The organism is Acidisoma sp. 7E03 (assembly GCF_054665075.1).
This window is the reverse complement of the sequence record NZ_BAAFHE010000008.1, coordinates 160,498-187,060: the sequence shown is the minus strand read 5'-3', so window position 1 is coordinate 187,060 and position 26,563 is coordinate 160,498. Positions and strand designations below refer to the sequence as shown.

Below are 26,563 nucleotides of genomic sequence, written 5' to 3'. Positions count from 1 at the left end.
TCCTGAACGCGGACGTGCTCAGTGCTCGGCATCGCCAAGGTGAAGAGAGGGCACCCAAATGTTGGTCGAGTTTTTGACCTTAGAGATTGCGCGAGCCACTGAACCCTAGATCCAATAAACGCTGCCGGTCTTCTTCGTTGTTCTCAGCCGACAGCTCGACTGTAAGGGTCAACTGGCTGGAGGTCATCCGCATCAAGATGTCGAAGATTTCGCGCCGGGCGAATTCGGTGCCTCCGTCGAGTGTCACCGCTAGGATGTCCCGGCTAACCCGAGGCCCGTTGCTAGCAATTGCCGCCGACACGTCGCCAGACACAACCGATCCGATAGAGGAGCTACCGTTTTCCGGAGCAGCAGCGCCCTCCTTGCCGATAAGAGAATCGATATTTGGCGAGCCGTCCTCGCTGCGCCGGCTGATCGGTCGCGCGCCAGCGCGTCCAAGCGCGTCGCGCATGCCTTCTGACGTCGTCTCGTAGCGGACATAGGAAACGGGCTTCTGGCTCCACTTGGCAAGCCCCTTGCTCTTAAGCCACTCGGGCTCCGGATCGGATAGAAGGATAGCTTCGGCATTCTGTCTCAGCATGTCCATCGCCTGCGCAAAAAGCTGGCGGCTCCATTTTTCGTTGGCGGGCGCGGCTGATGCGAGGCTCAGCGATCCCGCTCCCTCCCGGCCAGCCTGTTTCGCCAAAGTCTTGCGAGTAAGGACGCCGAAAGGCAGCAACATCACAACGTCAACGCCCTGATTCATGAAGATACTGGCGACTTCCTCGCTGGCGCGGGTGCCATGGAGGAGCGCGACCGTCTTACCGGCGGTCGATCGCGCTAGCTCCCCCGCGATCGCTTGCAGGGCCTGCAATTCACGGTCACCGGGATTGCGGGAGGGTAGTAGCCCGATCCACCGCCCGGACAATGCTTCCGGACCTCCCAGAACATAGAGCGGGCCGGGAGCCTCTAGAGTGGGCAGCCTTTCACGTTCAACAAGTTTGTACCCAAGCTGCTCAGCATCCTTGCGCTGATCATCGGTTGGCAGCTGAGTGGCTGTGTGGGCAACTCGCCGCGACGCAGCGGGTTCAAAAACCAGCACATGGGCATCGATGCCACCTAATTTGTCACTGATCATCCGCGACACACGATCCCAGTCTAGGCCACCGTGCCCGCAACCCAGCGCGGGAAGCGCGATTGTCACTGGACCAACCCCATCCAGGTAGCTGCGTAGATCGTCGAGGCCAGCATCGATATCCTCATAGCGGGAAGGTTCGCGCCAGTCGCGCTTCGTCGGGAAGTTGATGATCCAGTCTCCGGTCAGAGACTTCCAGATATGCATCGTGCCAGGCGTGACGCGGCCGTCCTTGCAGTCGCGTTGATAGTCCTTGAACATGTCTGGGTAGCGCTGCTTGAATGCTAAAGCGACGCCAGCACCCATCACGCCAACGCAGTTGACGGTGTTGACGCGAATATCCGCGGGGGCATCAAACATGTCACCTTTTACAAACTCAAGCATGATCTACTCTTCCGATGCCTCTTCGATCGCTTTCACACAGCGCTGGTACAGCGCATCTGCCTTGTCTTCCTCCCACCAGCGCGGAACGAGGGCGCTCACATCCGCCCTGGCGATGGCGAACAGCATATTTAGTTCCTCCACATCGTCCACGACATCGAAGATTTGTTGCTCGTCGCGCCCCTGTCCGAGCACGTCCCCCACAAGATCATGATAGCATATCAGCTTCATCAATGTCCTCGCCGAAGAGGCTCTGACCATCGCGACATGCTCGGTCAGAATATTGGCCATCATTGGCATCGCTGCTACCGGATGATCGGGATCGACCTTCTGCAGGCCGCCGTTACCGTCCCAACGCGAGCGTGGCCCCTTACCGATATCGTGCAGATAGGCCGCGATCTCCACTAGCATCTGCTGCTTCTCGTCAAGAGCATCATATTCACCGAGCGACAGAAGCTGCTCGACCACTTCCTTCGTATGGATGTCGACCGTGCGCTTATGCACGCCATTCTCTGAGCGCAGTCCGACCAGTTCAGCTGTCTGCGGCAGGCATCCGAAATCCGCGCGTAGGCCCTCCCGCAGGTGCTTCAGACTATTGAATTTTGCAGTGCCTTCATGGTCGCCTGCATGCTCCTCCACGTAAGCGCATGCCGCCTTGAAAAGAGCTGCGATCTCGCCGGGGCCCTTGACCACGCTGCTCGTTCCGCCGCTCGCGAAATTGAGGAACCAATGGGGACGTGCCCATCGATCTTGAAATTCGATGGGCGGAAATGGCCTGGTCCCGACGATTGCTTCGACACGTTTCTTAGTTGCTTGGTTCCACACCACACAGCGCGCCGCCGCCGTAATAGGAAGTTGTCCGTGGATGAGGAGTTCGGCCATGCGTCGGTGACGATACTCCTCGTCTGGGTCGCCCCATTTCTTGCTATCGATCGCAGCCCAGTCGAGCTTCGCAAGGTGGGCCGCATCGTGAAAGAAATCCGGTGGAATCGCCGTGTTAGCCGATGCGTTGGTGAAAATCGCGTCCGCCCGATCCGCCAGTGCGATGGGGAACTCGAAGTAGAGAATGTCGTACTGATCGACATTCTTGGCATTCACCACGCCCAGCAACATCGGGCTGACCGAACCGAAATAGAGCGGCACATAATCGTGGACACATCCCTTCGGACCGCACGGAACTTTCATCCGCGCGCGACGGCCTTGAATTCCCTCTGATGCAATCGAGCGATGCTTCCCGGGAAACTGTGCATGGTTGTTGGCAAGGAAGCCATGTTGCAGCAATCCGGGTAAATTGTCGATGTGCGAGAAATGATAAACGTAGCGATAAGCATGCTCAGCAGGAATCGGCATACTGCCCCCTTTATCACCAATCCGCTTGCCACTTGATTCCACGTACAGACCCACGAGCCTTCAGCGGAATAAAATATTCTAGCGTCCAATCCTGGCTCAAGCCACATTGGCAACGAAAGTCCAGAAAGTCGACGCCAAAGTCGCTCTCATCCTTTTCTCAGAAGTGCGATATAGCTTTCTAGCTGGCGGCCCTTTCCAGTCCCCTTGACCTGGAAGTGGCAGATCGAATTAGTCACACCCTTTCTGCCGGAAGTTTGCGCGTTGCCAATCCGTTTTACCGCTCTGCCGCAACTCGAAGCGTGATCAAAGGCTCCAGCGGCACTGTATCAAGCACTGCGGCGCAGCAGCTCGTTGACCCTGCTCTGCCAACCTGGCCCAGAGGCCCGCAGACGCTCGACAAGCTCTCTGTCCAGCCGAATACTGACAGAAACCTTGATAGGGGCCTTCTGCGGTCCGCGGACACGATGCCGGCCGCGCAATTCTGCCGAGGCGGACTGCGCAATGGCGGAGAAACTTTCGCTTAACTCCGGATTGTCAAGACCCTGCTCGATGCCACGCCGAATCGCAGCATCTGCTTCCGCTCTTGGGCGAATCAGCTTAGGTTTCCCGGACATAAGTATCGAACTCCTTGCTATTGGCCTTGCGCAGGCTGATCAACTCCAGGCTGCGCCGCTTAATCGTGAACATCACACACGTCGCAGCGTGCCGTGTGATGCCCATCACTAATTGTATATGCGATTAGGGTCAAGCACGCAAGAGAGTAACGGCCCCCGTGAAATCGAGCTGTCGGTTGCCGGGAAATCATCCACAACCTTGCCAGCACTTCGTGCATTCGCCTATTTTGTACGCATAACAACCAAAGGCGTCCGCGATGCTGCCTATTCCCGGTGAATTCACTGCCGATTATGTGGTCGCGGCTTTCGAGCACGCGGGACAGACGCTGCTGTCGCTCCCCATCACCGGCACCCGCCCTGCCGGTTTTCGCAGCAACATGCCAGAGATCGTCCGCCAGGTCGCGGAGGCCTACGGCGCCGATCCCGAGGAACTGCGGCCGGCGACGCCCTCGGCCCGCGCGATCTCCGAAATGGACGAGGTTCTGAACTGGGTCTCCCTTATCCCGCAGGACAAGTTTGTTCTTCGCCGGGTGATCCAGTGCCGGGCGCTGGTCAGCCCCCGCACCGGCCGGCATGTCTATAGCTGGCGCAAGCTCGCGACCTTCCTGCGCTGCGACCGCGAGGCGGCCCAACGCTGGCACGCCCAGGGCATCGCCATGATCACCGCCCGCCTTAACCGGCCTGGGCTTTGCGCCGCGGCTGGCGGCATGGTCGGGCCGCAGCGGCACCTGGTCGAGGAAGCGCTGGCCCGGATCAAGGCGGCCGAGCCCGTGCGCCGGAAGCCGGTCCGCGCCGTCGAATTCGGCTGAGCGGAAACATTTCTGATTCTTAACCTCCACATCCCGCCAGTTTTCCGCTACCGGGGAGATAGAGTAGCGGCGCGTCCATGCGCATCCCCCTCACATGATGAGCCTTCAATGACCGAGCAGCAGCTGCAACGCGGTGATGTCGTCGCGTGCGCGGGCCGGTATTTCGTCGTCTGGAAGGTAACGGCCGCGGAGGTCGAGGCCTTCCCGATCTGCTTCGACCCCGCCGCCACCTTCGGCCCCTTCCGCGTTTCGATCGGCGAGGAGCTGGTCGGTTGGGGCATCACCGATGAACACGCGGCCGTCGTCGCGGGCCAGCGAGAGGTTCTGACCTGCACCGCGCCGCTGCGCGCGATCCGCGTCGGCCGCTGCTCGGGCGGGCTGATCTGCCGCATCATCGGCGCGGCCGCCCGCGCCGATGCCGCGCGCTTCGTGGCTGATCGCGGGCGTCGCGAGTGCAACAATAACTCGGACACGACCGCGACTTTGGCCGCCGCCGAGTAGGACATAACTTCGGTTATGTTGCACTGGCACCCTACCCCTTCCGGTGCTCGGCATGGTCCAAAAATACCACGATAACTCTGGAAATTCACATGCCTTCGCTCGAGGTTCTCCCGCCCGAGCGGCTTCCTGCTGCCGACGCGGCCTTCGTGGTCGCTCCACCTGTTGCAAATAACGACCCTCAATGCATCGAGCTCTGGCTTCACGGCCGGCCAGCTTTGACCGCCTCCGCCTATCGGGCGGACGTCGCCGCATTCCGCCGCCTGGCCCCCATCGCGCTCCATCAGCTCACCCTCGGTGACCTGCAGCGTTGGGCTGAGAGCCTCGCCGCGATGTCACCGGCGACGCAGCGGCGAAAGCTGGCCGCCGTGAAGAGCCTGCTGACCTTCGCGCATCGCATCGGCTACCTACCCTTGGATGTCGGCCGGCCGCTTCGCCTGCCGAAGGTCAAGGACACCTTGTCCGAGCGCATCCTCGACGAGGCCGAGGTGCAGCGCATGATCGCGCTCGAGCCGAGCCCGCGGAACCACATCCTGCTGCGCGTGCTCTACAGCTGCGGCCTGCGCATCTCCGAGGCCGCCGGCCTCAAATGGCGCGACGCCAAGGGCACGCGGAAGGGTGGCCAGCTGACCGTCTTCGGCAAGGGCGGCAAGACGCGCTTCGTCATCGTGTCGCTGAAGCTCTGGAAGCAGCTCGCCAGCCTGCGCGGCGAAGCCGGACCAGACGATCCGATCTTCCGCTCGCGGGAGGGCAATCCGCTCTACCGCTCGCAGATCCATCACATCGTCAAGGCGGCCGCCGCCCGGGCCGGGCTCACCCCGAAGGCCTCGGCGCACTGGCTGCGCCATGCCCATGCGAGCCACGCGCTCGACCGCGGCGCGCCGGTGCATGTCGTCCAGCAGTCGCTCGGGCACGGCAGCCTGGCCACCACCACCCGATACACCCACGTCCGGCCGGATGACGGCTCGAGCAACTATCTGCCGGAGTAGCCGATGAGCGCCGATCGCTTCGCCCTCCCGTTGCGCGAGACGCTCGAGATCAACGGCTATTTCTCGGCGATGACGCCGACCGAGCAGGCCGCCAGCTACGCCGATTTCGTCAGCGAGCACGAGCAGGTCTGCGGTGCCGTCTGCCAGCGCCTCGCCTTCCTGGCCTCCCATGCCGGACGGCCCTTTCCCCGCGAGGAACCCGCCTGACCGTGATCGAGATCCGAGACACGCCTGGCGGCTTCGCGCTCATCCACAAGCGCGGCAGCCGCATCCTGCGCGAGGTCACCGTCCGCCAGCCGGAAGAACGGCTGCTCGACGTCACGTGCCTTGATGATCCCTTCAACCCGAAACCTGAGAGAGGTTCCGATGCCCCGCCCCGCCGGTCGAGCCGCCCCCAAACGGGCCACGCCGACCAAGGCTGAGAAGGCGCCAGTCGCCGGCTCCAACTATCCCGTCATCAAGGCCAAGCCGATCGTCGACGCGGTCGAGGAATATGTCCGGCTGAAGGTCGATGAGAAGCGGGTCGAGTCCCGGCTCAAGGAGCTCAAAGACCAGATCATCATTCCCGCGCTCGAGGGCGCGCCGACGGCCTTCGTTGGCAATCGCATCGTCTCGGTGACCGAGAATGCCGGGTCGCCCGGCACGCCCAACCAGACCATCACCCGCGAGATGATCGGCCAGGTGATCCCGGGCAAGAAACCCCGCGCCGGCTACACGCAGCTGAAGGTGGAGTGATCGCCATGTCGTTCCTCACGCTCCTGGGCCTTCTCTTCGTTGGCCTCAAGCTGGCCCACATCATCGCGTGGTCCTGGCTGCTTGTGCTGGCGCCCTTCTGGGCCATCCCCGTGCTGCTGGTGGCAATGATTGTGTCCGCCGGCACGGGTCTCGGCGCCGCCCTGCTGATCGGCACGCGGAACGAGAAACGTCGCGGTCTCAAGCCCACCAGACGGTAGCAAGCGTCTCAGGCTTACCGGGGCGTCACCGGAGATTCCACCAGCATGATATCACTGTCGATCGAGCTGGACACACGCCAAGTGACGCGAGCCCTGCAGGACGCCCAGCGGCAGATTCCCTTCGCGACGATGGTGGCCGTGAACGATCTCGCCTTCCGCGTGCGCGCGGCCGAGAACGCGGCGATGACGACGATCTTCAAGCATCCGCGCCTCTTCACGCAGCGCGCGGTGCTGGGCCGCGACATCAAGCGGGCGACCAAGGCGAACCCGACCGCCGTCGTGTCGGTCCGGCCCGAGGTCGCGAAATATCTGGCACCTTACGAGTTCGGCGGCGTGCATGTGACGCCAGGCCGCGCGCTGCTGAACCCGAAGGACATTCGGCTCGACCAATACGGCCAGCTGCCGAAGAACGTCATGAAGCGCCTGGCCGCACGGCCTGACATCTTCATCGGTTCGATCGATACCAAGCACGGCAAGATCGCCGGCGTTTGGCAGCGATTGAAAGCGCCGAAGCGCGGACGTGGCGTAAAGGGCAAGCCGGCGCCGCGCCTCAAACTGCTGATCCGTTTTGGCGAGGCATTGCCCGTGCATAAGCGGCTGGGATTTGTGGCGCGTGGCGCCGCTGTGGTGCGGGCACAGGGCGCGCAGGCGATGCGGGCAGCGGTGGAGCGGGCGCTCCGCACCGCGCGGGCCTGACGACCCCCTCCCCCCCTCTCGTGGGTCCTTCCTGGGGTCCTGCGCATCGCGGGCATTGCGCCAGCCCGATGCGTCGCTAGATGCACCCCACCAAAATCCGGGTAACACCCGAAGGTAACAGCCGAGGGTAACAGGTGGAGATCAGCCAGGCTGAGTTCGGCCGCCTGATGGGCGTCTCGCGGAAGACCATCACCGATTGGAAAAGCAAAGGCCGGATCGTCATGCTTGGCGATCTGGTCGATCGCGAGGCCTCGCTCAGGAAGCTCGCGGCGGCCGGCAATGTCCGGGCGATAACTGTTACCTCCGGCGCGACCAAAGTTGTTACCTCCCGCCGAAAAACTGTTACCTCCCTTCCCTCCACTGTTACCTCCCCACCGCCGGCAGGTAACACCGAGGGTAACAACCCGGCGCCGCCTCCGCGGCCCGGGCGCCCGCGTCGGGAGACGCCGGCCGAGGCCGCCGAGCGGATCGTTCTGAACGCCGGCGGCCTCCTCAGCGAGGCCGATGCCCAGACGCTGAAGGAGAACTATCTCGCCCGCCTGCGGCAGCTGGAATACGACACCAAGGCCGGCCAGGTGGTGCTGATCCGCGACGTGGTCGAGGCCGTCGGCACTGAATATGCCCGGGTGCGCACCCGGCTGCTGGCCATCCCGGCCGAGCAGGCACCCCGCCTCGCCCAGCTGAAGACCGTGCCCGAGATCCAGGACGCGCTGATGCGCATGATCGTCGAGGCGCTGGAGGAATTGACTCGTGACGGAGATGGCCCCGCCGCCGCTGATCGAGGCGGGCCAGTATGATCGCGGCAGGGACCAGCTGCGGGCGGCCCTCGCCCGGTCGCTCCGCGCGAACCTCCGCCCGCCGCCGCGGCTGACGCTCAGCGAATGGGCGGCGCGCCACGCCTTCCTCTCCCCCGAGACCAGCGCCCAGACCGGCCGCTTCCGGTCCTTCGCCTATCAGGACGGCATCATGGATGCCGTCACCGACCCGCAGGTCGAGAAGATCACCGTCAAGAAGTCCGCCCGCGTCGGCTATACCAAAATCCTCGACCATATCGTCGGCTTCCACATCCACCAGGACCCCTCGCCCATCCTGGTGGTCCAGCCGCGCGTGGAGGATGCCGAGGATTACAGCTCGACCGAGATCGAGCCGATGCTGCGCGACACACCGGTGCTCGCCGAGATCGCCGGCGACCTCAAGGCGAAGGACGGCAAGCAGAAGCTGCTGAAGCGCGTCTTCCGCAATGGTTCGTCCATCACCTTTGTCGGCGCCAACAGCCCAGGCGGCTTCCGCCGCATCACCAGCCGCATCGTCCTCTTCGACGAGGTCGACGGCTATCCGGTCGGCGGTGCCGGCTCCGAGGGTGATCAGATCAAGCTTGGCATCAAGCGGTCTGAGACCTTCTGGAACCGCAAGATCGTGCTCGGCAGCACGCCGACCAACGAGGGCGTCAGCCGCATCGAGAAGTCCTGGGCCGAGAGCGACCAGCGGCACTACTTCGTGCCTTGCCCGCACTGCGCCGAGATGCAGGTGCTGCGCTGGGGCGGCGAGGACGCGCCCTATGGCCTCAAGTGGCGGCGGAATGCGGACGGGCAGCACAAGCCCGAGACCGCCTTCTACCTCTGCGTGAACGGCTGCGTCATCGAGGAGGTGGAGAAGCCGGGCATGGTCGCCCGCGGCGCCTGGCGCGCCACGCGCCCCTTCAAGGGACATGCCGGCTTCCACATCTGGGCCGGCTACAGCCTCTTCGTGAATGCCGCCTGGTCGCGCCTGGTCGAGGAATGGCTGGAGGTGAAGGGCGATCCCCTTGCCCGGAAAACCTTCTTCAACCTGGTGCTGGGCGAGGTCTACGAAGAGCAGGGCGAGAAGACCTTCAGCGAACGGTTGCTGGCTGCTCGCGTCGAGGTCTGGGCCGCGGAGGTGCCGGACGGCGTCGCCGTGCTCACCGCCGCCGGCGACACGCAGGACGACCGCGTCGAGCTCGAGATCGTCGGCTGGGGCCGGAACGAGGAGCGCTGGTCGATCGCCCATGAGGTGATCGAAGGTGATCCGGGTGGTCCAGAGGTCTGGGCGCAGGTCGATGCGGTCCTCAAGCGGAAATGGTTACGCGCCGATGGCCGTCCGTTCACCGTCATGGCCGCCTGCATCGATTCCGGCGGCCACCATACCCAGGCCGTCTATCGCTTCGCGCGCGAACGCCTCGGCCGAAACATCTGGGCCATCAAGGGTGAATCCGCCCAGGGCGGCGCCCGCAACCCGGTCTGGCCGACCAAGCGGCCGAGTGCGCGCAACAAGGCGGCCTTCCGGCCGGTGGTGATCGGCACGAATGCCGCAAAGGATCTGATCCGCGACCGGCTGATGTATGACCCGCCCAAGGCCGGGGAGCCGGTCTCCGGCTACATGCATTACCCGGCCGACCGCGACATCAACTTCTTCGCCCAGCTACTCGCGGAGCGGCTCATCACCCGGGCGGTGAACGGCCAGCGCTTTCGTGTCTGGGAGCAAATCCCAGGCCGCGCCAACGAAGCGCTCGACCTTGCGGTCTATTCCTACGCGGCGCTGCAGGGGCTGATCCACAAGGGCCTCAAGCTCAACAAGCGGGCCGATGACATAGAAGCCGGTCTCGCGCGGCAGGCGCCTGCGACACCGCCTGAGGCCGCAGAGACCGAAGACGAGACCCAGCCGGTAGAGATCAAGCCGGCTGCTCCCTCGCCCGTATCGCCGGCACCGTTGCCGCCCTCGTCGGCACAGCCACCCGCCGGGCCGCCGCCACGGCCCGCAGTGACCGTTTCCATCAGGCCGAAGCGCCGATCGCTCGCAGACCTTCTGCCACACTGAGAGAACACCATGCCCCTGTTCCAGCGCGCCCTGCAGACCCTCGGCCGCTGGCGGGCGATCCGTGCGCTCTTCGCGCCGGCCGCGCTGGTGCTAGCCGGCTGATGCCGATGTCGATGGGCATCCTTGCCGGCACGCCGCGCCCGATCCTGCAGGGCTGGCTGACCGAGGCGCAGCAGGCCTATGCCGACCTGTCCACGGGCAAGAAGGTCGTCTCCGCGACCTACACCCAGGGCAACGGGACCAAGGCCGTAACCTTCACCCAGGCTGACACGGCGAAGCTGACGTCGTGGATCCTGCAGCTGCAGCAGGCGCTGGGCCTGCGCCGCCGCGCCCGCGCACCCATGAGGCCCTATTTCCTGTGACCGTCCAGATCCGCCTCTACGGGCCCGACGGCGCGGCTCTGCCCGCCCGGCCAAGCCGTGCCGGCGCGCTGCCCGGCGGCGGCCGTCGGCCGCAGGCGCTGACCACCGGCAGTACCGTCGCCTATGACGCCGCCGACCGGCAGGGCCAGCACATGGCCGCCTGGTCGCCCTATCTCTGGTCGCCCGATGGCGAGCTCAACCTCTACCGCGACACCATCGTCTCCCGCGTCCGCGACCTGGTGCGCAACGACGGCTGGGCGAGCGGTGCCGTCACCCGCATCCTCGACAATTGCATCGGCTGGAACTTCCGGCCCATCGCCAAGCCCGACTATCGGGCGTTGCAGCACCAGACCGGGCTCAAGGCCTTCGACCATGCCTGGGCCAAGGAATACGGCCGCGCCGTGGATGCGCATTGGCGCGCCTGGGCAGACGACCCGGGGCGCTACTGCGATGCCGCGCGCCACATGACCTTCAGCCAGATGGCGGGTGTCGCCTTCCGGCATCTCATCGTCGACGGGGACGCGCTGGCGCTGCTCCCCTTCATCGCAAACCGCATCGGGCCCGGCCGGGCACGCTACGGTACCGCCGTGCAGCTGATCGACCCCGACCGCCTCTCCAACCCACAGCTCAGCTTCGACAAGCAGAGCTTCCGCGGCGGCGTCGAGATCGACGACTGGGGCGCGGCCGTCGCCTATTGGATCCGTCGTGCCCATCAGGGTGACTGGTGGGCAGCCGGCGACAGCATGACCTGGGACCGCATCCCGCGCGAGAGCAGTTGGGGCCGGCCCGCGGTGGTCCACTTCTTCGAGGCGACACGCGCCGGCCAGCATCGCGGCGGCGCCGGCGTCTTCACCCCCGTGCTGCAGCGGCTCAAGATGCTGATCAAATATGACGGCACCGAGCTCGACGCCGCCATCATCAACGCGATCTTCGCCGCCTATGTCGAAAGCCCCTTCGATCCTTCGCTGGTTAAGCAGGCGATGGCCGACGGCGACGATCGCGAGATCGACGAGGATCTTGGTCTCGCCCCCTATCAGGCCGAGCGGCTGGAGTTCCACAAGCTGCACGGGCCGCTGCTCGGGGGCGCGCGCGTGCCGGTGCTCTTCCCCGGCGAGAAGATCAACACGGTCGATGCCGCGCGGCCCGCGAGCAACTTCAGCGCCTTCGAGGGCGCGATGCTGCGCAACGTCGCGCAAGGGCTCGGCCTCTCCGCCCAGCAGGTCAGCAACGACTGGTCGGACGTGAACTATTCCTCGGCCCGCGCCGCGATGCTCGAGGCTTGGAAGACCCTCACCCGCCGCCGGCACGAGTTCGGCGTCGGTTTCGCCTCTCCGGTGCGCAGCGCCTGGCAGGAAGAATGCCACGAGATCGAGGCCCTTCCCCTCCCGCGCGGCGCGCCGGAGTTCTTCGAAACGCGCGGCGCCTATGGCCGCTGCCGCTGGATGGGCCCGGGCCGCGGCTGGATCGACCCCGTCGCCGAGAAACAGGGCGCGATCATGGGCCTCGACGGCTGTCTCTCCACCTTGGAGGACGAGCTCGCCGATCAGGGTCTCGATTACGAGGAGGTGCTGGAGCAGCGCCAGCACGAACTCCGCATGCTCGATGAGATGGGCATTCCCCGACCCGAATGGGCCGGCCAGCTGATCGGCGTTGATCAATCTCAGACGACTGTCGAGCAGGTCGCCAAGAAGCCCGAGGCCGTATGAACCGCTTTCCCCATCTCGCACAGCGGCTCTTCAACGTGCCGATCGCGATCCATCCGCAGAAGGCGGAGGTCATCGTCGCCGCGGTCGCCGATCGTCTCGGCATCACCCACGTCTTCCGGCAGGGCGCGCTGCGTGCCTCCGCCGCCGGCGCCTTCATAGATGACGACGAGGATGATGGTTTCAGCCGCAAGGCGGATGACCGGCCCTACAAGGTCGTGAATGGCGTCGCCGTCATTCCGATCCGCGGCACGCTCGTCCACAAGCTCGGCACGCTGCGGCCCTATTCCGGGATGACCGGCTATGACGGCATCCGCATGAACCTCGGCCTTGCCCAAAGCGATACCGAGGTTAAGGCCATCGCGTTGGATGAGGACAGCTGCGGCGGCGAGGTCTCCGGCCTTTTCGACCTGGTGGACGACATCTTCACGATGAGCGCCCGGCAGGGTGGCAAGAAACCGATCTGGGCGATCCTCGACGATCGCGCCTATAGCGCCGGCTATGCCATCGCCTCTGCCGCCGACCGCATCATCGTGCCCCAGGCGGGCGGCGTCGGCTCGATCGGCACCATCGTCATCCATTCCGAGTTCAGCGAAGCGCTGAAGAAGGAGGGGATCGCTGTCACGATCATCCGCTCGGACGAGCTCAAGGCCGAGGGCAATCCCTACGAGCAGCTCTCCGCCGAGGCGCGCGACCGCATCCAGGCGGAGATCGATGATCTCAACGACCTGTTCGTCCGCACGGTCGCGCGTAACCGCGGCCTGGACGAGAAGGCCGTGCGCGCCACCCGCGCCGGCGTCTTCACCGGTCCCAGCGCCCTCGCCCGGGCGGTCTCGCTCGGCTTTGCCGACCAGGTGCTGCCGCCGGACACGGCCTTCCGGTCCTTCTTTCGCTCCCTGTAACCCCCGAGCGCCGTGATGGCGCCCAATCGAGAGGTCCATCATGACCAAGACCAAGAAGCGGGCGACGCCCGCCGAAGCCATGTCCTTCGCCCATCTGCTGCCGCTCAACCCGGGCGCCTCCGCGCGCGCCGAGGATGACGACGACAAGGACAAGGGTCCGGACGCCGAGGACGGCGAGGACGAGGACGGCAAGAAGCCGGCTGGCAAGAAGGCCAAGAAGGCCCGCGCCGATGATCAGGGCAATGACGACGGCGAAGACGACGGTGCCGATGGCGACGGCGACGAGGATGGCGCCGACGCCGATGACGGCGAGAATGACGACGGCGACGGCGAAGACGACAAGAAGCCGGCTGGCAAGAAGGCCAAGAAAGCTCGCGCCGATGACAAGGATGGCGACGGGGAAGACGACGAAAAGGAAGACGGCCCGTCTGCCCGTGCCGGCGCGATGCGCGAGCGTCGCCGCTGCGCCGCGATCTTCGGCTCCCGCCACGCCGCTGGCCGCCCGGATCTCGCGGCGCACCTCGCCTTCAACACCACCATGTCCGCGGCCGAGGCCATCGGCACGATGAAGACGCTGGTGGGTGGCGAGAAGGCAGGCGCCCGCAGCGCCCGCAGCACGCTGGCCGACCGCATGCAGGCCGAAAGCGTGCCCAATCCGGGACAGGGTGCGGGCACCGCGCCGACCGGTCCGAAGGGCCTGGCCGCCGCGATGATCGCCGCCAGCAAGAAGGCTCAAGGTGCGGGTGCGTAAGCGAAGCCGCGCGACGAGACACCGCCGCTTTACGGCAGAGGAAGCGGCGGCGGGTTCAATGCATGCGTCCACATCTGCGCTAAAACCTCCCGATCGCGCACAGTGACTTCATGCTTATCCATGAATTCCGAAACTCGGCCCATGGAAGACACGATTTCTGCGTAGATTTTTTCAGCCTCCTTGCGATTTATACCGAAATCGGAATGAGCTTGGAAAGCAATCGTCGGATTCGCTTCGGGTGAAACACCCTTGGTCGGCGCGAGAACCAGACGCTGAGGCTGATGAACCGAGAGATCAAAGATTGGCGACAGGCGCCAAAAACCATCCTCTCGGATAAAGCCGTGATTGCGTAGATGATCGTCGGTATTGTGGATGAAGCAATTGAACAGCAGACGCCGGAAAAGCTCGCGGCCGCAGGGTTGAACTCCACTTAGCTGCGCGCGGCGCGCGAGATCCGCGTAGGTGAAGTTCGCATAGAATTGAGTCGGATCGGCGGAAAGCATGGTCCCGGCGCTCGTATAGCCCAGCCGGGCGCCATTCGCACCACGGTCAAATCTGCGGACGAGCAGAACCGTCCGGCCACCGACCCTCTGGGTGAAATGCGGTGGTGTCTCGATACCGGCGGCCGCCGCCAGTGATAAGCACGTCGCCTCCACCTTGGGGTCGTCAAACCGATCGCCGGCAGCTGGGAACTTGACCATATGCAAGCGCCCCTCATGCAGCAGGGTCGCTTTGGGCCTGGCGCCTCCCTGATCAGCGCTATGTCGAAAGAGACGCTGCAGGTGGTGCATGTGGGCCTGCCCCGCCTCAACGGCCTCCGCCGCTTCAAACAGCTCCTGAAGCGTATCCTGATCTGAAGGCAAAGTGAGAAGCGGCTCCTCGTCCGGTAGCCAGCGCATCGGTCCGCTGTCGGGTGTCGGGCCAAAAGACAGTTCTCCGGTCCGCTCCTCACCCACCGCCGCGAGAAATTCGCCCATGCCGAACACCTGCCCCGGAAAGGCCGCTTCGATGATCGATTTGCCCCAACCGTCCGGCGCCGCATCGTAGAAAGGTAAGGGCACCTCGTAGGGCAGGCCGTCATACCCGGCGCTTTTGAGCTTAAGGATGCTGGGATCGATCGCGAAGCGCTGTGGCTGCGCCAACCAGGATCTGGCATAGACGAACCGCGACCTGCGTTTTCTTCCACTTCCCTCGAAGGACAGCAGGCCCATGGGCGCCGGCCCATCAGGGAGCTGGGCATAGACAACGAGCCGATCGAGGCGACCTTCTCTAGAAATCCGCCACATCGCGAGATCCTCCTGCCCGGCGCCGCGCGCTCATCTCCAGCTCCTCGCCCAGTTCATCCTTTTCCAGAGCTTCGGAAAGCCTACCCTCGAGACCCAGGGCTGCGAGCACCGCCACGACCGAACTGATCGCAACGCCGGGTTTGCCGGCTTCAAGATCGACGATAGTCGAGCGGTTCAGGCCGGTCCTGCTTGCGATGTCCGCTTGGGTCAGGCTGCGCCGGATACGAGCGAGCCTGATCCGGCTGCCAATGAGCTTCAGCTCTTCCTCTTCCGCACCCGACAGAAAGTGCCGACGCCTGGCCATATCGGTTAAATCCATCACAAACGGCATTTATGATGGTTTTATCCAACAGAACGCGACCAAGCAAGAGTTCACCTCAGGCTCTCGGCCTAGCATCCCAAATGGAGAACCGACCATGACGCTCACCGTCACGCCGATCGGGGACAATCCGCAGGTCCCCAGCGCCACCGCCTACAGCTACATCCCCGACCAGCTCATCGCCGGCAACCTCAAGCTGGTGACCTCGCCGATCGTCGTCTCGGGCGGCGGCGTGCTGCCGCGCGGCACCGTGCTGGGCCAGCGCACCACGCAGAGCGTCGAGGTCACCGCCGGCACGAATACCGGCAATGGCACCGTCGGCAGCACGGGCGTCGGCACTGCCGTGAAATTCGGCACCTATACGCTCACCGCGACGGCCGCGACCGTCTTCTCCGTGACCGACCCCGAGGGGACGGTGCTGGGCAACGCGACGGCCGGCACGGCCTTCTCGACCGGCAACGAGGTGCTCTTCACCATCACGGCCGGCAGCACGCCGTTCGTGGCGGGCGATAGCTTCACCCTCTTCGTGCCGCAGAGCACCGGCGACTACGTCGTTTCGGTGAAGACCGCGAGCGACGGCAGCCAGACCCCCAGCGCCGTTCTCGCGACGACCGTCGACACCACGAACGGGCCGGTGACCGTAGACGCCTATCTCATGGGCGAGTTCAACGCCCGGGCGATCTCCTACGACAGCTCCTGGACCCTGCCGGCGCTACAGGCCGCGCTGCGGCCCCTCAGCATCTTCGTGAAATTCACGGTCTCGGCCGCCGATCCGAGCTGATCCGGATCTTCGAGAGGCCCCGCGCCCTCGCGGGGTCTTTCCTCGCCCAATCGGCCCTTGGGCAAGGCCGCCGCAGCGCCGTGACGCGCCGCATCCCTTTGATGGAGCCTTTTCCCCATGGCCGGCAATCTGGTCTATGACACCAACACGCTGATCGAGGTCGTTCCCAACCTCAAGCGCGCCACCTCCTTCCTTCTCGACAGCTTCTTCCCCGGCATCCAGGTCGCCGACAGCGAATTCGTCTCGATCGACGTCGATGTCGGCAAGCGCCGTATGGCGCCCTTCGTCTCCCCGCTTGTCGAGGGCAAGATCGTCGAGCAGCGCCGCATGCAGACGAACACCTTCAAGCCGCCCTATATCAAGGACAAGCGCGCACCGGATCTCCTCAAGCCCGTACGCCGCATGATCGGCGAGCGCATCGGCGGCGCACTGACCGGCCTCGAGCGCGAGATGGCGAATCTCGTCGCCGAAATGGAAGACCAGGTCGACATCCTCACCCGTCGCCAGGAATGGATGGCCGCCCAGGTGCTCCGCACCGGCACGGTCACCCTCGAGGGCGAAGGCTTCCCCGTGGCGCTGATCGACTTCGGCCGCGATCCGTCGCTGACGACCGCGCTGACCGGAACGGCACAGTGGACGGCTGCGAACATCCTGACGTCCAACGACGCGCCGGGCACCGCTTCGCCGGCCTCCAACGTCGATCAGTGGCAGAACCTGGTGCTGAAGAAGAGCGGTGCGGTGATGACCGACATCGTCTTCACCACCACCGCCTGGGATGCCTTCCTGCTCGATCCGAAGGTCAAGGGCGCGGTGCAGTATCCGAAGCTCGCCGACGTCGGCAACGTCATCAACCCGGGCGCGCAGATCGAGCGCGGCGGCGTCTTCAAGGGCCGCTGGGGCCAGTATCGCCTCTGGCTCTACAATGAGTGGTTCGTCGACCAGAACGACGTCGAGCACCCGATGCTGCCCGATGGGACGGTCATCCTTTGCGGCCCGGACATGATGGGCGTCCGCGCCTTCGGCCAGATCATCGACCCCAAGTTCAACTACAAGGCTATGCCCTTCGCGCCGAAGACCTGGGTTGAGGAAGATCCCGCGCAGCGCTACCTGCTCATGCAGTCGGCGCCGCTGGTCATCCCGAGCCGCGTCAACGCGTGCTTCGCGGCGACCGTCTGCCCGGCGGTGCTCAACTGATGAGCGGCACCAGGGACAATCCGGCCGCCGGCGCCAAAGAGCCCGCGGTCCCCGTCGCCCCCGCGATGGAAAGCGGCATCGTGGCGCCGGGCCGTACCGTCATGGTCGGCCGCACGCGGCACACGCCCGGCACCACGGTGGAACTGCCGCCCGACGAGATCGCGCAGCTCCGCGTGCTCGGCTTCCTGCTCGACCCGGAAAACCCGCTACCGGCGGCGAGCCAGGGGCCGGAGTATCACCGCAGCCGCTCTGACGTCGTGCGGGCGCGCTGAGGCGCCCGTGCTCGACATCGACAGGCTGATCATCGGGCCGGTCTCCAGCGTCTTCGAAGAGCCGGTGATGATGACCCGCGCGCGCGACCTGAGCCAGGTCGCGATCAGCGGCGTTTTCGACGAGGCCTATCTGCCCCTGTCAGCGATGGGCGGGGATCTCGGCTTGGATGGTCTCCATGTCACCACCGCGGGCCCCATGCTCGGCGTACAGCTCTCCGCCATTCCCGGCGACCGCCCGCGGCAGGGCGATCAGCTCTTCATCCGCGGCAAGACCTATGCGGTGAAGGAGGTCCAGCCGGACAGCCACGGCTGGGCCCTCCTCATCCTCAACCGGGCAGCGCTCGAACCATGACGATCCGCACGGAACTCCGCGCCGCCATCATCGCGGCCCTCCTCGGTCAGACGATCGCCGAGGACCGGGTTTTCGCGTCGCGCGACTGGCCGACTGAAGCGGATGAGCTGCCGATCATCCACGTGCTGGCGCTCCGCGAGCGCAAGGAACGCGTGCGAAGCGGCGCGCTCTTCTACACGACGACGGCCAGCATCGACGTGCTCGCCCAGCTCGCCCGCGGCGGCCCCGAGACCGCCATCGCGATGATGGATGACCTGGTCTCCGACATCATGGGGCTGGTGATCTGCGCGCCGGCCGTGCGCGACATCACCCAGCTCGCGCCGAACGTCGATATGTCAATCACGCTGAACTCGGATGGCGACCGCCATGTCGCCCAGGGCCTCGTGACCTTCAGCATCGAATACCCCGAGAAATACCAGCCGGGCCCCGGCGCGCCTCTCCAGAAGATCCAAGCCAATCAGGGCGGCGTCGGCAGCTTCAGCGTCGACCTGCCCCAATAGGAACATCGCCATGATGGTCTATCCCGCCCCCGGGCGCCGCGTGCGCGACCCGCATACCAAGGCGCTGCTGCCCGAAACCGGCCGCGAGGTGCCGGACCACGACTTCTACTGGCTTCGCCGCCTCCGCGATGGAGACGTGACGACGGATCCGCCGTCTCCCGCCGCTATCCCGGCATCCTCGGCGGTCGCAGAGGGCTGACCGCCCGGGCGTAGCCCGCTTCTCATCGGCCCACTGGGCCGCCCTGGCCGCGCCGTGACGGCGCCGCATCCCATCAGATGGAGCCGCACCCGTGGCGACGATCACCTTCTCGACCATCCCCATCCAGAGCCTGCTCGTGCCGACCGTCGCCGCCGAGATCGATCCCTCAGGCGCCAATACGACCGGGCAGGTCTACCGTACCCTCATCATCGGCACGATGCTGGGGAGCGGCACGGCGACGCCCAATGTCCCGGTGCTGACCTCCGGCGCCTCGGATGCCGAGACGATGTTCGGCACCGGCTCCATGGCAGCCATGATGGTCGCCGATTATCGCCAGCAGGATCCGTTCGGTGAACTCTGGGTGCTGCCGATCGCCATTCCCAGCACCGGCTCGGCGACGACCGCGACGATGACGCTGACCGGGCCTGCGACGAGCTCCGGCAACCTCTATTTCTACATGGCCGGCCAGCTCATCCAGTCCGCGGTCTCCGCGGGTGACACCGCGTCCGTCATCGCGAGCAATCTGGTGGCGGCCGCGGCCCTCGTCTCCGGCCTGCCGGCGACGCTCACGGCGGCCGCCGGCGTCATCACCATCACGCCGGCCGACCGCACCATCTCGGGTTCGGACATCGACCTGCAGATGAACTATCTCGGCACGGCCGGCGGCCAGGCGCTGCCGGCGGGCGTCACCGTCGCGTTCAGCGCGCCCAATGTCGGCGGTGGCATCGCGGGCGGTGGCGGCGTCGCTAATCCTTCCATCGCCGCCGGCCTCGCCAATCTCGGCAGCCAGGCGTACGACTTCATCATCACCGGGCTGAACGACCCGACCAACCTGGCGCTGATCGCGAGCCTGCTGAACGATCAGAGCGGCCGCTGGAGCTGGATCCAGGAACTCTTCGGCCACGGTGTCGCCTTCCACAACGGCTCGCTGTCGCAGCAGGCGGCGTTCGTCGCCGCGCTCAACAACCAGCATCTCAGCGTCTTCGGCGGCTACAAGTCACCCTGGCCGATGTATCGCTGCGCGGCCGACGCGGGCGGCGCCTGGGCGGTGAGTGCGCGCGCCAATCCCGTCCTGCCGGTCCAGAACATCGACCTCAACATGCCGGCGCCGCCGCTCCAGTATCGCTTCGATATCTCGGACCGGAACGTCGCACTCACCGACGGCGTCAGCACGATCAAGGTGAACGACGCCGGCGGCAGCGTCCTGGAGCGCATGGTCACCACCTATACGCTCAACCCCGCCGGCGCGCCCGACAGCAGCTACCGCGACGTCGAGACCATGGACACGCTCACCTATCTGATCCGGGATATCCGGTCCTGGGCCGCGACGACCTATGCGCGCAAGATCCTGGTGGCTGACGGCACGCCGATCAGCGGCGGCTCGGCGATGACCACCGCCCAGGTGATCCTCGCCGACTTCATCTCCCGCTACAAAACCTATTGCGATGCCGGCTATTGCCAGAACTACGACGCCTTCAAGGCGGCGGCCTCGGCCGTGAATATGGGCAATGGCATCGTCGCCCTGCAGCTGCCGCTCGATCTCGGCAACCAGCTGCGCGTGCTGGCCATGAAGATCGACTTCAAGAAGTCCTGACGCCCGCGGCGGCCCACCGCCGCCCTTCCCCCGCAGCGCCGTGACGGCGCGGCTTTCCCTTAGACGGAGCATCTCCGCATGAGCGGCGCCTATAGCAGCTACATCGGGACCGCCGGCCAGTTGGCCGGCCTCGCGACCCTTTCCATCGACGGCGAAGTCTTCGACGTCGTCGGCAGCCTTACCTATTCCCCCTCGAAACTCATCAAGGAGACGCTGGGCGGCCTCAACGGCATCCACGGTTTCTCAGCCAAGCCGCGCGCCGGGTTCATCGCCGCCCAGATCCGCGACAGCGGCGCGCTCAGCGTCGAGGCCATCTGCGCCAAGACGGCCGCGACCGTCGTGCTCGTCACCGCCGCCGGCAAGACCGTCACGGGCACCGCCATGTGGTTCGCCGGCGAGCCGAGCGAGGTCGATGTCGGCGAGGCCACCTTCAATGTCCGCTTCGAGGGCAAGAGTGTTGATGAGGTACCCAGCAAATGATCACCGAACGCACCAAGACGATCGAACTTGCCTCCCCGCTCGTGGAGGGTAGCCGCAAGATCGATGCCTTGATCCTGAGCGCGCCCACCATCGGCGCCAAGCGCCAGGCGGAAGCCCATCTCCGTCAGGGCACTCAGGGTGAGGCCGCAACCAAGTTCCAGATCGCCATGATCGCCAAATGCACGGGCCTCCTGGACCCGACCGTGGAGCAGCTCGAGATCGACGCCTTCAACGAAGCCTGGGACTTCGTCGCCGGTTTTTTGACCTATGCCCCGGAGCCTATCTGAGCCGGGCGATCGACATGGCGGTGCGGCTCGGCTGGTCGCCCGCTGACGTGGATGCCCTCGAACTCGACATGATCGAGGTCTGGGTCTCCCGCTGGAACCTCATGCAGGAGCAGGCGGCAGCGAGCCGCCCGCGTGTGAGACGCCAATGACCGATGACGTGACGATCGTGACCGGCGGCGTCGCCTGGGGCGGCTGGCAAAGCATCGAGATCATGCGCGGCATCGAGACCGTGCCGGCGAGCTTCTCCATGCAGGGCACCGAGCGCTATCCGGGCGAGGTCGGCGACACGACAGTCGCGATCAAGACGGGCTCCCCGGCGCAGATCCGCATCGGCGGCGACACCGTCATCACCGGCTATGTCGAGGTGACGGACAGGGTCATCGCGCCACAGCAGCATGAGATCGCCGTCACCGGCCGATCGAAGCTTGCAGACCTCGTCGACTGCTCGGGCTTCACGAAGCAATGGCAGTTCAACAACCTGACGTTGCTCTCCATCGCCCAGGCCATCTGCGCGCCCTTCGGGATCTCGGCTTCTGCGCCGGACGGGGACAGCGCGGCCCAACCTTCGGTCGCGATCATCGTCACCGAAACCGGCTTCGAACTGCTGGAAGAGGTCGCCCGCTGGAGCGCCAAGCTCCTCTACGACGACCCCGACGGCAACCTGGTGATCGCCAATGTCGGCAGCAAGGCCCATGCCAGCGGCGTCACCGAGGGCGTCAACGTCCAGGCGGCGCGCGGCACGATCAACATCTCCGAATGCTTCACGGAAATCGCCGCGGTCTGGCAGGACACGGCCATCCTCGAGGATGGCACCGGCGCCACGATGATCGCCCAGGCCTTCAAGGTCGAGGCGCGGGATGGCAACTGGCCGGCTCGGGCCGACGGCCAGCCCCGCTACCGCCCGCTGCTGATCGTCTCGGAGCAAGGGGCCGGCATGGCCCAGGTCGTCCCGCGGCGCATCCAATGGGAGATGGCGCGCCGCTGGGGGCGCTCGCAGGCAGTGCACGTGACGGTTGATTCCTGGCGCGACAGCGAGGGCAGCCTCTGGACGCCCAACTGGCTCGTGCCGGTGAACCTGCCGAGCCTCAAATTCGCTGACACCCTGCTGCTGCTCACCAGCGTGCGCTACCTCCGCGACGAGCAGGGCACCCGGGCGGAGCTCACTCTCATGCCGCCTGGCGCCATGGCGCCCATGCCCTCCGTGCCCTTCGCCTATAGCGCGGCATTCCAGGAAGCCAGTGGCACCACCACCGGCGCGCAGACGAGTCCCACGACACCCGGAACCTGACCGCCATGGCCGATCCCAGGATCAACCTCGAGATCACGGGCAGGGACCGCGGCGTTCAGGCGATGCTCGATCGGGCGCGCCAGCAGCTCAAGGGTTTCGGCCAGACCACCGAGAAGACGCGGAAGCAGCTGGAGAGCATGGGCCGCCGCAACGGCCTTGATCAGCTTGGCAAGGGCCTGGAGGGCGCTACACGGGGGTCGTTCAACCTCTTCAAGACCATCAGCCGGATCGTCGATCCGCTGAGCATCATCACCGGTGCCGGCACGCTCGCGGGCCTTGCCGCCCTTGAAGCGAAGTTCGCCTCCTTCGGCCAGGCCAACGTCAACAGCGCCCGCAGCCTCAACATGAGCGTCGACCACCTGACGCGCTGGCAGTTCGCCGCGAAGCGCGCCGGCGTCTCTGCAGAGGAGATGACCAGCAACATCGGCGGGCTAGAGAAGGCCGTCGCCGCCATGCGGGTCGAGAACTCGCCCGCCAACGGCATCGCCAACCAGCTGCTGGGCGCCGGCTGGCAGCAGAAATACAAATCCGATACCGACCTGCTGGTCGCGATCTCGGGCCGGATCTCGAACCTGCACGGCAACGCCAAGGCCCTGGCGATGGAGCAGGTGGGTTCCGCCTTCGGCCTCGATCAGAACGTCGTCGGCATGCTCGCCCGTGGCCCGCAATGGCTCCAGCATTCCCTGCAACTGGCCCAACAGCACGGCGCCATGACGGGTGGCCAGGCCAATGCCCTCGATCAGCTCAAACAAAGCCTGACCGACGTCGGCGAGAGCATCGAGGGCGTCGCCAATGGTGTAACATCGGCCTTCGCGCCGGCGCTTGCCAAGAGCGCGACCGAGCTCAGCCAGTGGATCGACAAGCACCGCGGCGAGATCGTTCACGACGTGCAGGGCTTCGTGAAGGATATCGGCGACGAGCTGAAAAAGGTTCCTTGGGACGACATCCTGAAGGCGGGAAAAGGGTTCTTCGACGCCTTCGGGCAATTCGCCAACACGAAGATCGCCGCGGGTGGGGCGCTGGCCCTGCTGCTTGGTTCAAAGATCGGGTTGATTGCTGCCCCTTTCCAAGCGCTCTCCGCCGCAATCGGCGCCCTCTCCGGATCCGGCGCGGGTTCCTTCGCCGCACTCGGCCGCGCGCTGCGTCTCGCGGGCTTCGCCATGATCGGTGGAGAGATCGTCAAGGCCGGCGTCGATGCAGCGGGCGGCTCGTCGGACGTGGGAAATATCGCCGGAGACGCGGTCACGGGTGCTCTGATCGGCGGCCGTCTTGGACCTCTGGGCGCCGCTGTTGGCGCGGCCGCGGGGGCAGCAATCGCCGGCATCACCGCGGCTGCCCCCTCCCTCAAGAGTGCGGCTCTGCCCGCCGATATCCAGGCGGAGGTCACAGCGGCCGCCCGCCGCCGCGGCGTGCCGGTGGACTTCGCGGTCGCCCAATTCCAGGCCGAAGGCGGCGGTTATGACCGCATCTCGAGCGTCGGCGCCTTCGGCCCTGCCCAGCTCATGCCCGCCACCGCCGCAGGCCTCGGTGTCGCCACCGGCATCCATGACCCCGCCTATGACTGGCGCAAGAATGTCGATGCCGGCGTCCGCTACGAACAGCAGCTGCTCGCCCACTACCACGGCAACCGCTACCTCGCGGCCGCCGCTTATAATTGGGGCCCAGGCGCGGTCGATACATGGATCGCAGACGGCATGGGCCCGCGCGACCTCCCCGCCGAAACCCGGCGCTATATCGCGACTATCCACGCCAATGGCGGGATGGATGACATTGACCAGACATCGGCCGCCCCGCCGGATACCGACGCCCGCGGGCACCGGATCGTCGCACCCACCGCCTCCCCGGCCGCCGATCCGCATGTCATCGAGCTCCACGTCTCCGCACCCGCCGGCAGCACGGTCACCGCCCGCCAGACCGGCGGCAGTTCCACGGTCAAGACCGTCACCGCCATGCCTTCGAGCGTGAATTGAGTGGAGCAAGGAGAACTACGACGCCCCGAAGGGATTGCGGATCGTCGCCATGTCAAAAATCCGCAGCCCGTCCTGCATGTCTTCCGACAGAACGGTCTCCAGACCGTTCTCGATCGCGCAGGCGAGAATCATGCTGTCATAGGTCTGCAAGCCATACCGTTGGATGATCGCCCAACCGCGTGCATAGAGTGCCGCTGAGACATCATGAACCGTGGCGATGCTTCTGACGTCGGCAATCAGTTCCCCGATCTGATCGAGAGACAGCTTGGTTTTGCGCCGCAGCGTATGCGTGATCTCGTTCAGGGTCTGCACCGAGATATGACAATCCTCGCCTCGGAGAATGGCATCGGCCACGTTTGCCTTGCCCGTCTCCTCCTCCATCATCGCGTAGAGGATGATGTTGCTATCGAGAAAGACCGCCACCTCAGTCCTGCGGCCGTTCGAACCGGAAGTCCTTGGGCAGGTTCTTGCCAATCTCCTTCATGGATCGCAACGCCTCCTCCTTGCTCTTGAGCCGTGAGAAGACCGCCTCCACGTTGTCGCCTTCCTGCAGCCCGAGCTGCTTCACGACATGCGCGGGTATCCGGACAGCGAGGCTGTTGCCCCATCTCGAAACCTGCATCACTGCCTCCGATAGATATCTATTAGTTTAAAATGTATATCTAACACCTCTTGCGCGCAAGCTCTGCCGCCAAACCCATGGCCGCTTTCGGGCGCAAGACATTCGCCTCATTTTCTGCGGCGAATGGGCGGCAATTCGCCTCATCTCCGGATCTTCCATCATGTCCTGGCTCGATTATCTGCAAGACGCCAGCTGGAACGGCGTGCCCTTTGGCGTCTATGACGCCGAGCGGACAGGCGGCCGGCGCCAGGCGGAACACGAGTATCCCTTCCGCGACGATGTCTGGCCCGAGGATATGGGCCTCGCCCCGCGGCGCTTCTCGATCCGTGGCTTTCTGGTCGGCGATGATTGCTTTGCCCAGGAGGACGCGATGCACGCCGCGGCCGCGGTGCCGGGGCCAGGGCTGCTCGTCCACCCGACCCTCGGCGCCATCACCGTCAGCCTCGCCAGTTTCGTCTCGCGCATTTCGACCGAGCAGGGCCGCGTCGTAGAACTGAAATTCGGCTTCGTGCGGGGCGCGACCGCGGCGATCTTTCCAAGCGCCATCACCGATGCGCTTTCCGCGATTGGCTCCCTCGCCGATGCGGCGGAGCTCGCGGTCTCCGGTGATTATGGTGCCCTCCTCGCCTCCCTCGGCGCGAACACCGGCATCGCCTCCTGGCTGACGACTAGCCTCGGCATGTCCGGCGAGGTCGCGAGCCAGGTCGGCAGCTGGGGCGCCAAGGCGCTGTCCCTCGCGGGTGACGCCGGCATCATGACCAGCGCGGTCGCCGGCCTCACCGGCAATTACGGCCGCTATGGCAATGGCAACCGCGGCACGCTTCTGAGCTCGACGGCGACGATCGGCTCCGTGCTCGCCGGCGTCACGACCGCGCGGACGCTCATCACCACCGGCGTTTCGGACGCGCAATCTCTGGCCAGCCTGGTGACCGGATGAGCACGGCAAGCGACAATCTGGCCACCGGCCTCGCCACCGTGGCGGAAGCCATCCGCACCGCCTCCAACGACCCGGCCGTTCAGATCCGCCTGCTGACCGCACTCGCCGCCTTTGCGCCGGCGAGTGACCCGACCGGCACGGCCGCCCTTTGCCGCCGCATGGCGCTGATCTCGCTCTGCCGCGCCGTCTCGACCTACGTGCCCTCTTCCTTCCAGGACGCGATGACGCTGCGGTCGCGGGTAGCCTCCCTCCTCGATGCCGAGATCCTTGCCGCTGCCGATGCCGGGCAATCCACGACCGTGCAGGCCTTCCGGACGCTGCGGAAGCAGGTGACCGCCTATCTCACGACCGAGGGCGGCGCCCTGCCCGCCGTCACGCAGGAGACACTCCCAGCGCCGCTGCCGGCCCTGGTGGTCGCCTATCGCCTCTATGCCGATGCGACCCGCGCCGACGACCTCATCACGCGCGTCAACCCGCCCGATCCGAACTTCATGCCGGTCTCCTTCGAGGCACTGAACAGCTGAC

General features: G+C 65.5%; 35 protein-coding genes. 28 read left to right on the top strand and 7 right to left on the bottom strand.

What is annotated here, in order from left to right:
• Positions 1–79 precede the first annotated feature (79 nt).
• From ACYQ6W_RS14185 to ACYQ6W_RS14175, 3 genes are all read right to left on the bottom strand, one after another.
• Entirely contained in the window at positions 80–1,498 is a 1,419-nt protein-coding gene (locus ACYQ6W_RS14185) for a macro domain-containing protein (protein ID WP_459676133.1), read from the bottom strand.
• A gap of 3 nt (positions 1,499–1,501) precedes the next feature.
• The gene (locus ACYQ6W_RS14180; protein ID WP_459676130.1) at positions 1,502–2,845 is read right to left on the bottom strand and encodes a DUF4433 domain-containing protein; all 1,344 of its coding nucleotides are present in this window, start codon (positions 2,843–2,845) and stop codon (positions 1,502–1,504) included.
• 326 nt (positions 2,846–3,171) lie between these two features.
• Positions 3,172–3,459, bottom strand: a complete 288-nt coding sequence (locus ACYQ6W_RS14175; RefSeq protein WP_459676128.1) for a BrnA antitoxin family protein — start codon at positions 3,457–3,459, stop codon at positions 3,172–3,174.
• Between the two features lie 257 nt (positions 3,460–3,716).
• On the opposite strand from ACYQ6W_RS14175, the gene ACYQ6W_RS14170 reads away from it, so the two are divergent.
• The 14 genes from ACYQ6W_RS14170 (at position 3,717) to ACYQ6W_RS14105 (ending at position 13,957) form a co-directional block, all read left to right on the top strand.
• Entirely contained in the window at positions 3,717–4,268 is a 552-nt protein-coding gene (locus tag ACYQ6W_RS14170; RefSeq protein ID WP_459676126.1) for a DUF6362 family protein, read from the top strand.
• A 108-nt stretch (positions 4,269–4,376) separates the two neighbouring features.
• Positions 4,377–4,769, top strand: coding sequence for a hypothetical protein (locus ACYQ6W_RS14165; protein WP_459676125.1), 393 nt, complete (start codon positions 4,377–4,379; stop codon positions 4,767–4,769).
• Positions 4,770–4,858: 89 nt separating this feature from the next.
• Positions 4,859–5,755 carry a tyrosine-type recombinase/integrase gene (locus tag ACYQ6W_RS14160; RefSeq protein WP_459676123.1) on the top strand — a complete coding sequence of 299 codons (897 nt, stop codon included), beginning with the start codon at positions 4,859–4,861 and terminating at the stop codon, positions 5,753–5,755.
• Between the two features lie 3 nt (positions 5,756–5,758).
• The gene (locus tag ACYQ6W_RS14155; protein ID WP_459676121.1) at positions 5,759–5,962 is read left to right on the top strand and encodes a hypothetical protein; all 204 of its coding nucleotides are present in this window, start codon (positions 5,759–5,761) and stop codon (positions 5,960–5,962) included.
• A gap of 2 nt (positions 5,963–5,964) precedes the next feature.
• A complete protein-coding gene (locus ACYQ6W_RS14150) occupies positions 5,965–6,177 on the top strand; it encodes a hypothetical protein (RefSeq protein ID WP_459676119.1) in 213 nt (70 codons plus the stop codon).
• Complete coding sequence (locus tag ACYQ6W_RS14145; protein WP_459676116.1) at positions 6,122–6,490, top strand: hypothetical protein; 369 nt, start codon at positions 6,122–6,124, stop codon at positions 6,488–6,490. The genes ACYQ6W_RS14150 and ACYQ6W_RS14145 overlap by 56 nt, the downstream gene beginning before the upstream one ends.
• A 5-nt stretch (positions 6,491–6,495) precedes the next feature.
• A complete protein-coding gene (locus ACYQ6W_RS14140) occupies positions 6,496–6,708 on the top strand; it encodes a hypothetical protein (protein WP_459676114.1) in 213 nt (70 codons plus the stop codon).
• Positions 6,709–6,753: 45 nt separating this feature from the next.
• Positions 6,754–7,404 (top strand): hypothetical protein, encoded by a 651-nt coding sequence (locus tag ACYQ6W_RS14135; protein WP_459676113.1) that lies wholly within the window; start codon positions 6,754–6,756, stop codon positions 7,402–7,404.
• Positions 7,405–7,538: 134 nt separating this feature from the next.
• On the top strand, positions 7,539–8,201 hold the full coding sequence (locus tag ACYQ6W_RS14130; protein ID WP_459676111.1) for a hypothetical protein: 663 nt from the start codon (positions 7,539–7,541) through the stop codon (positions 8,199–8,201).
• A complete protein-coding gene (locus tag ACYQ6W_RS14125; protein ID WP_459676238.1) occupies positions 8,164–10,239 on the top strand; it encodes a phage terminase large subunit family protein in 2,076 nt (691 codons plus the stop codon). The genes ACYQ6W_RS14130 and ACYQ6W_RS14125 overlap by 38 nt, the downstream gene beginning before the upstream one ends.
• A 107-nt stretch (positions 10,240–10,346) precedes the next feature.
• A complete protein-coding gene (gene gpW / locus ACYQ6W_RS14120; RefSeq protein WP_459676110.1) occupies positions 10,347–10,601 on the top strand; it encodes a gpW family head-tail joining protein in 255 nt (84 codons plus the stop codon).
• Positions 10,598–12,307: a phage portal protein gene (locus tag ACYQ6W_RS14115; RefSeq protein ID WP_459676108.1), complete on the top strand. Its 1,710-nt coding sequence runs from the start codon at positions 10,598–10,600 to the stop codon at positions 12,305–12,307. Before gpW ends, ACYQ6W_RS14115 begins: the two co-directional genes overlap by 4 nt.
• Positions 12,304–13,206: a S49 family peptidase gene (locus ACYQ6W_RS14110; protein ID WP_459676107.1), complete on the top strand. Its 903-nt coding sequence runs from the start codon at positions 12,304–12,306 to the stop codon at positions 13,204–13,206. The genes ACYQ6W_RS14115 and ACYQ6W_RS14110 overlap by 4 nt, the downstream gene beginning before the upstream one ends.
• Before the next feature lie 40 nt (positions 13,207–13,246).
• Positions 13,247–13,957 carry a hypothetical protein gene (locus ACYQ6W_RS14105; RefSeq protein ID WP_459676105.1) on the top strand — a complete coding sequence of 237 codons (711 nt, stop codon included), beginning with the start codon at positions 13,247–13,249 and terminating at the stop codon, positions 13,955–13,957.
• Positions 13,958–13,986: 29 nt separating this feature from the next.
• Here ACYQ6W_RS14105 and ACYQ6W_RS14100 read toward each other — a convergent pair whose 3' ends face one another.
• Positions 13,987–15,168, bottom strand: coding sequence for a type II toxin-antitoxin system HipA family toxin (locus tag ACYQ6W_RS14100; RefSeq protein WP_459676103.1), 1,182 nt, complete (start codon positions 15,166–15,168; stop codon positions 13,987–13,989).
• A gap of 58 nt (positions 15,169–15,226) precedes the next feature.
• Positions 15,227–15,574, bottom strand: a complete 348-nt coding sequence (locus tag ACYQ6W_RS14095) for a helix-turn-helix domain-containing protein (protein WP_459676102.1) — start codon at positions 15,572–15,574, stop codon at positions 15,227–15,229.
• Between the two features lie 85 nt (positions 15,575–15,659).
• Here ACYQ6W_RS14095 and ACYQ6W_RS14090 point away from each other — a divergent pair, with 85 nt between their 5' ends.
• The 12 genes from ACYQ6W_RS14090 (at position 15,660) to ACYQ6W_RS14035 (ending at position 24,479) form a co-directional block, all read left to right on the top strand.
• Positions 15,660–16,343, top strand: coding sequence for a head decoration protein (locus ACYQ6W_RS14090; protein ID WP_459676100.1), 684 nt, complete (start codon positions 15,660–15,662; stop codon positions 16,341–16,343).
• Positions 16,344–16,460: 117 nt separating this feature from the next.
• Positions 16,461–17,537 carry a major capsid protein gene (locus ACYQ6W_RS14085; protein ID WP_459676099.1) on the top strand — a complete coding sequence of 359 codons (1,077 nt, stop codon included), beginning with the start codon at positions 16,461–16,463 and terminating at the stop codon, positions 17,535–17,537.
• Complete coding sequence (locus ACYQ6W_RS14080; protein WP_459676098.1) at positions 17,537–17,809, top strand: hypothetical protein; 273 nt, start codon at positions 17,537–17,539, stop codon at positions 17,807–17,809. Before ACYQ6W_RS14085 ends, ACYQ6W_RS14080 begins: the two co-directional genes overlap by 1 nt.
• Positions 17,810–17,816: 7 nt before the next feature.
• The gene (locus ACYQ6W_RS14075) at positions 17,817–18,161 is read left to right on the top strand and encodes a head-tail joining protein (RefSeq protein ID WP_459676096.1); all 345 of its coding nucleotides are present in this window, start codon (positions 17,817–17,819) and stop codon (positions 18,159–18,161) included.
• Positions 18,158–18,661, top strand: coding sequence for a hypothetical protein (locus ACYQ6W_RS14070; protein WP_459676095.1), 504 nt, complete (start codon positions 18,158–18,160; stop codon positions 18,659–18,661). Before ACYQ6W_RS14075 ends, ACYQ6W_RS14070 begins: the two co-directional genes overlap by 4 nt.
• 10 nt (positions 18,662–18,671) lie before the next feature.
• Positions 18,672–18,860: a DUF2635 domain-containing protein gene (locus tag ACYQ6W_RS14065; RefSeq protein WP_459676093.1), complete on the top strand. Its 189-nt coding sequence runs from the start codon at positions 18,672–18,674 to the stop codon at positions 18,858–18,860.
• A gap of 91 nt (positions 18,861–18,951) precedes the next feature.
• On the top strand, positions 18,952–20,454 hold the full coding sequence (locus tag ACYQ6W_RS14060; protein WP_459676092.1) for a phage tail sheath subtilisin-like domain-containing protein: 1,503 nt from the start codon (positions 18,952–18,954) through the stop codon (positions 20,452–20,454).
• Positions 20,455–20,532: 78 nt separating this feature from the next.
• Positions 20,533–20,934 carry a phage tail tube protein gene (locus ACYQ6W_RS14055; RefSeq protein WP_459676090.1) on the top strand — a complete coding sequence of 134 codons (402 nt, stop codon included), beginning with the start codon at positions 20,533–20,535 and terminating at the stop codon, positions 20,932–20,934.
• Positions 20,931–21,221: a phage tail assembly protein gene (locus tag ACYQ6W_RS14050; RefSeq protein WP_459676089.1), complete on the top strand. Its 291-nt coding sequence runs from the start codon at positions 20,931–20,933 to the stop codon at positions 21,219–21,221. The genes ACYQ6W_RS14055 and ACYQ6W_RS14050 overlap by 4 nt, the downstream gene beginning before the upstream one ends.
• 14 nt (positions 21,222–21,235) lie before the next feature.
• Positions 21,236–21,370 (top strand): hypothetical protein, encoded by a 135-nt coding sequence (locus ACYQ6W_RS14045; RefSeq protein ID WP_459676087.1) that lies wholly within the window; start codon positions 21,236–21,238, stop codon positions 21,368–21,370.
• Entirely contained in the window at positions 21,367–22,509 is a 1,143-nt protein-coding gene (locus ACYQ6W_RS14040) for a phage baseplate assembly protein (RefSeq protein WP_459676086.1), read from the top strand. The genes ACYQ6W_RS14045 and ACYQ6W_RS14040 overlap by 4 nt, the downstream gene beginning before the upstream one ends.
• Positions 22,510–22,514: 5 nt before the next feature.
• On the top strand, positions 22,515–24,479 hold the full coding sequence (locus ACYQ6W_RS14035) for a lytic transglycosylase domain-containing protein (protein ID WP_459676085.1): 1,965 nt from the start codon (positions 22,515–22,517) through the stop codon (positions 24,477–24,479).
• 15 nt (positions 24,480–24,494) lie between these two features.
• Here ACYQ6W_RS14035 and ACYQ6W_RS14030 read toward each other — a convergent pair whose 3' ends face one another.
• Both ACYQ6W_RS14030 and ACYQ6W_RS14025 read right to left on the bottom strand, forming a co-directional pair.
• Complete coding sequence (locus tag ACYQ6W_RS14030) at positions 24,495–24,902, bottom strand: PIN domain-containing protein (RefSeq protein ID WP_459676084.1); 408 nt, start codon at positions 24,900–24,902, stop codon at positions 24,495–24,497.
• Position 24,903: 1 nt separating this feature from the next.
• On the bottom strand, positions 24,904–25,101 hold the full coding sequence (locus ACYQ6W_RS14025; RefSeq protein WP_459676082.1) for an AbrB/MazE/SpoVT family DNA-binding domain-containing protein: 198 nt from the start codon (positions 25,099–25,101) through the stop codon (positions 24,904–24,906).
• Between the two features lie 160 nt (positions 25,102–25,261).
• Here ACYQ6W_RS14025 and ACYQ6W_RS14020 point away from each other — a divergent pair, with 160 nt between their 5' ends.
• Together ACYQ6W_RS14020 and ACYQ6W_RS14015 are read left to right on the top strand one after the other, a co-directional pair.
• Complete coding sequence (locus tag ACYQ6W_RS14020) at positions 25,262–26,038, top strand: DNA circularization N-terminal domain-containing protein (protein ID WP_459676079.1); 777 nt, start codon at positions 25,262–25,264, stop codon at positions 26,036–26,038.
• Positions 26,035–26,562, top strand: coding sequence for a hypothetical protein (locus ACYQ6W_RS14015; RefSeq protein WP_459676077.1), 528 nt, complete (start codon positions 26,035–26,037; stop codon positions 26,560–26,562). The genes ACYQ6W_RS14020 and ACYQ6W_RS14015 overlap by 4 nt, the downstream gene beginning before the upstream one ends.
• Position 26,563: the final 1 nt, after the last annotated feature.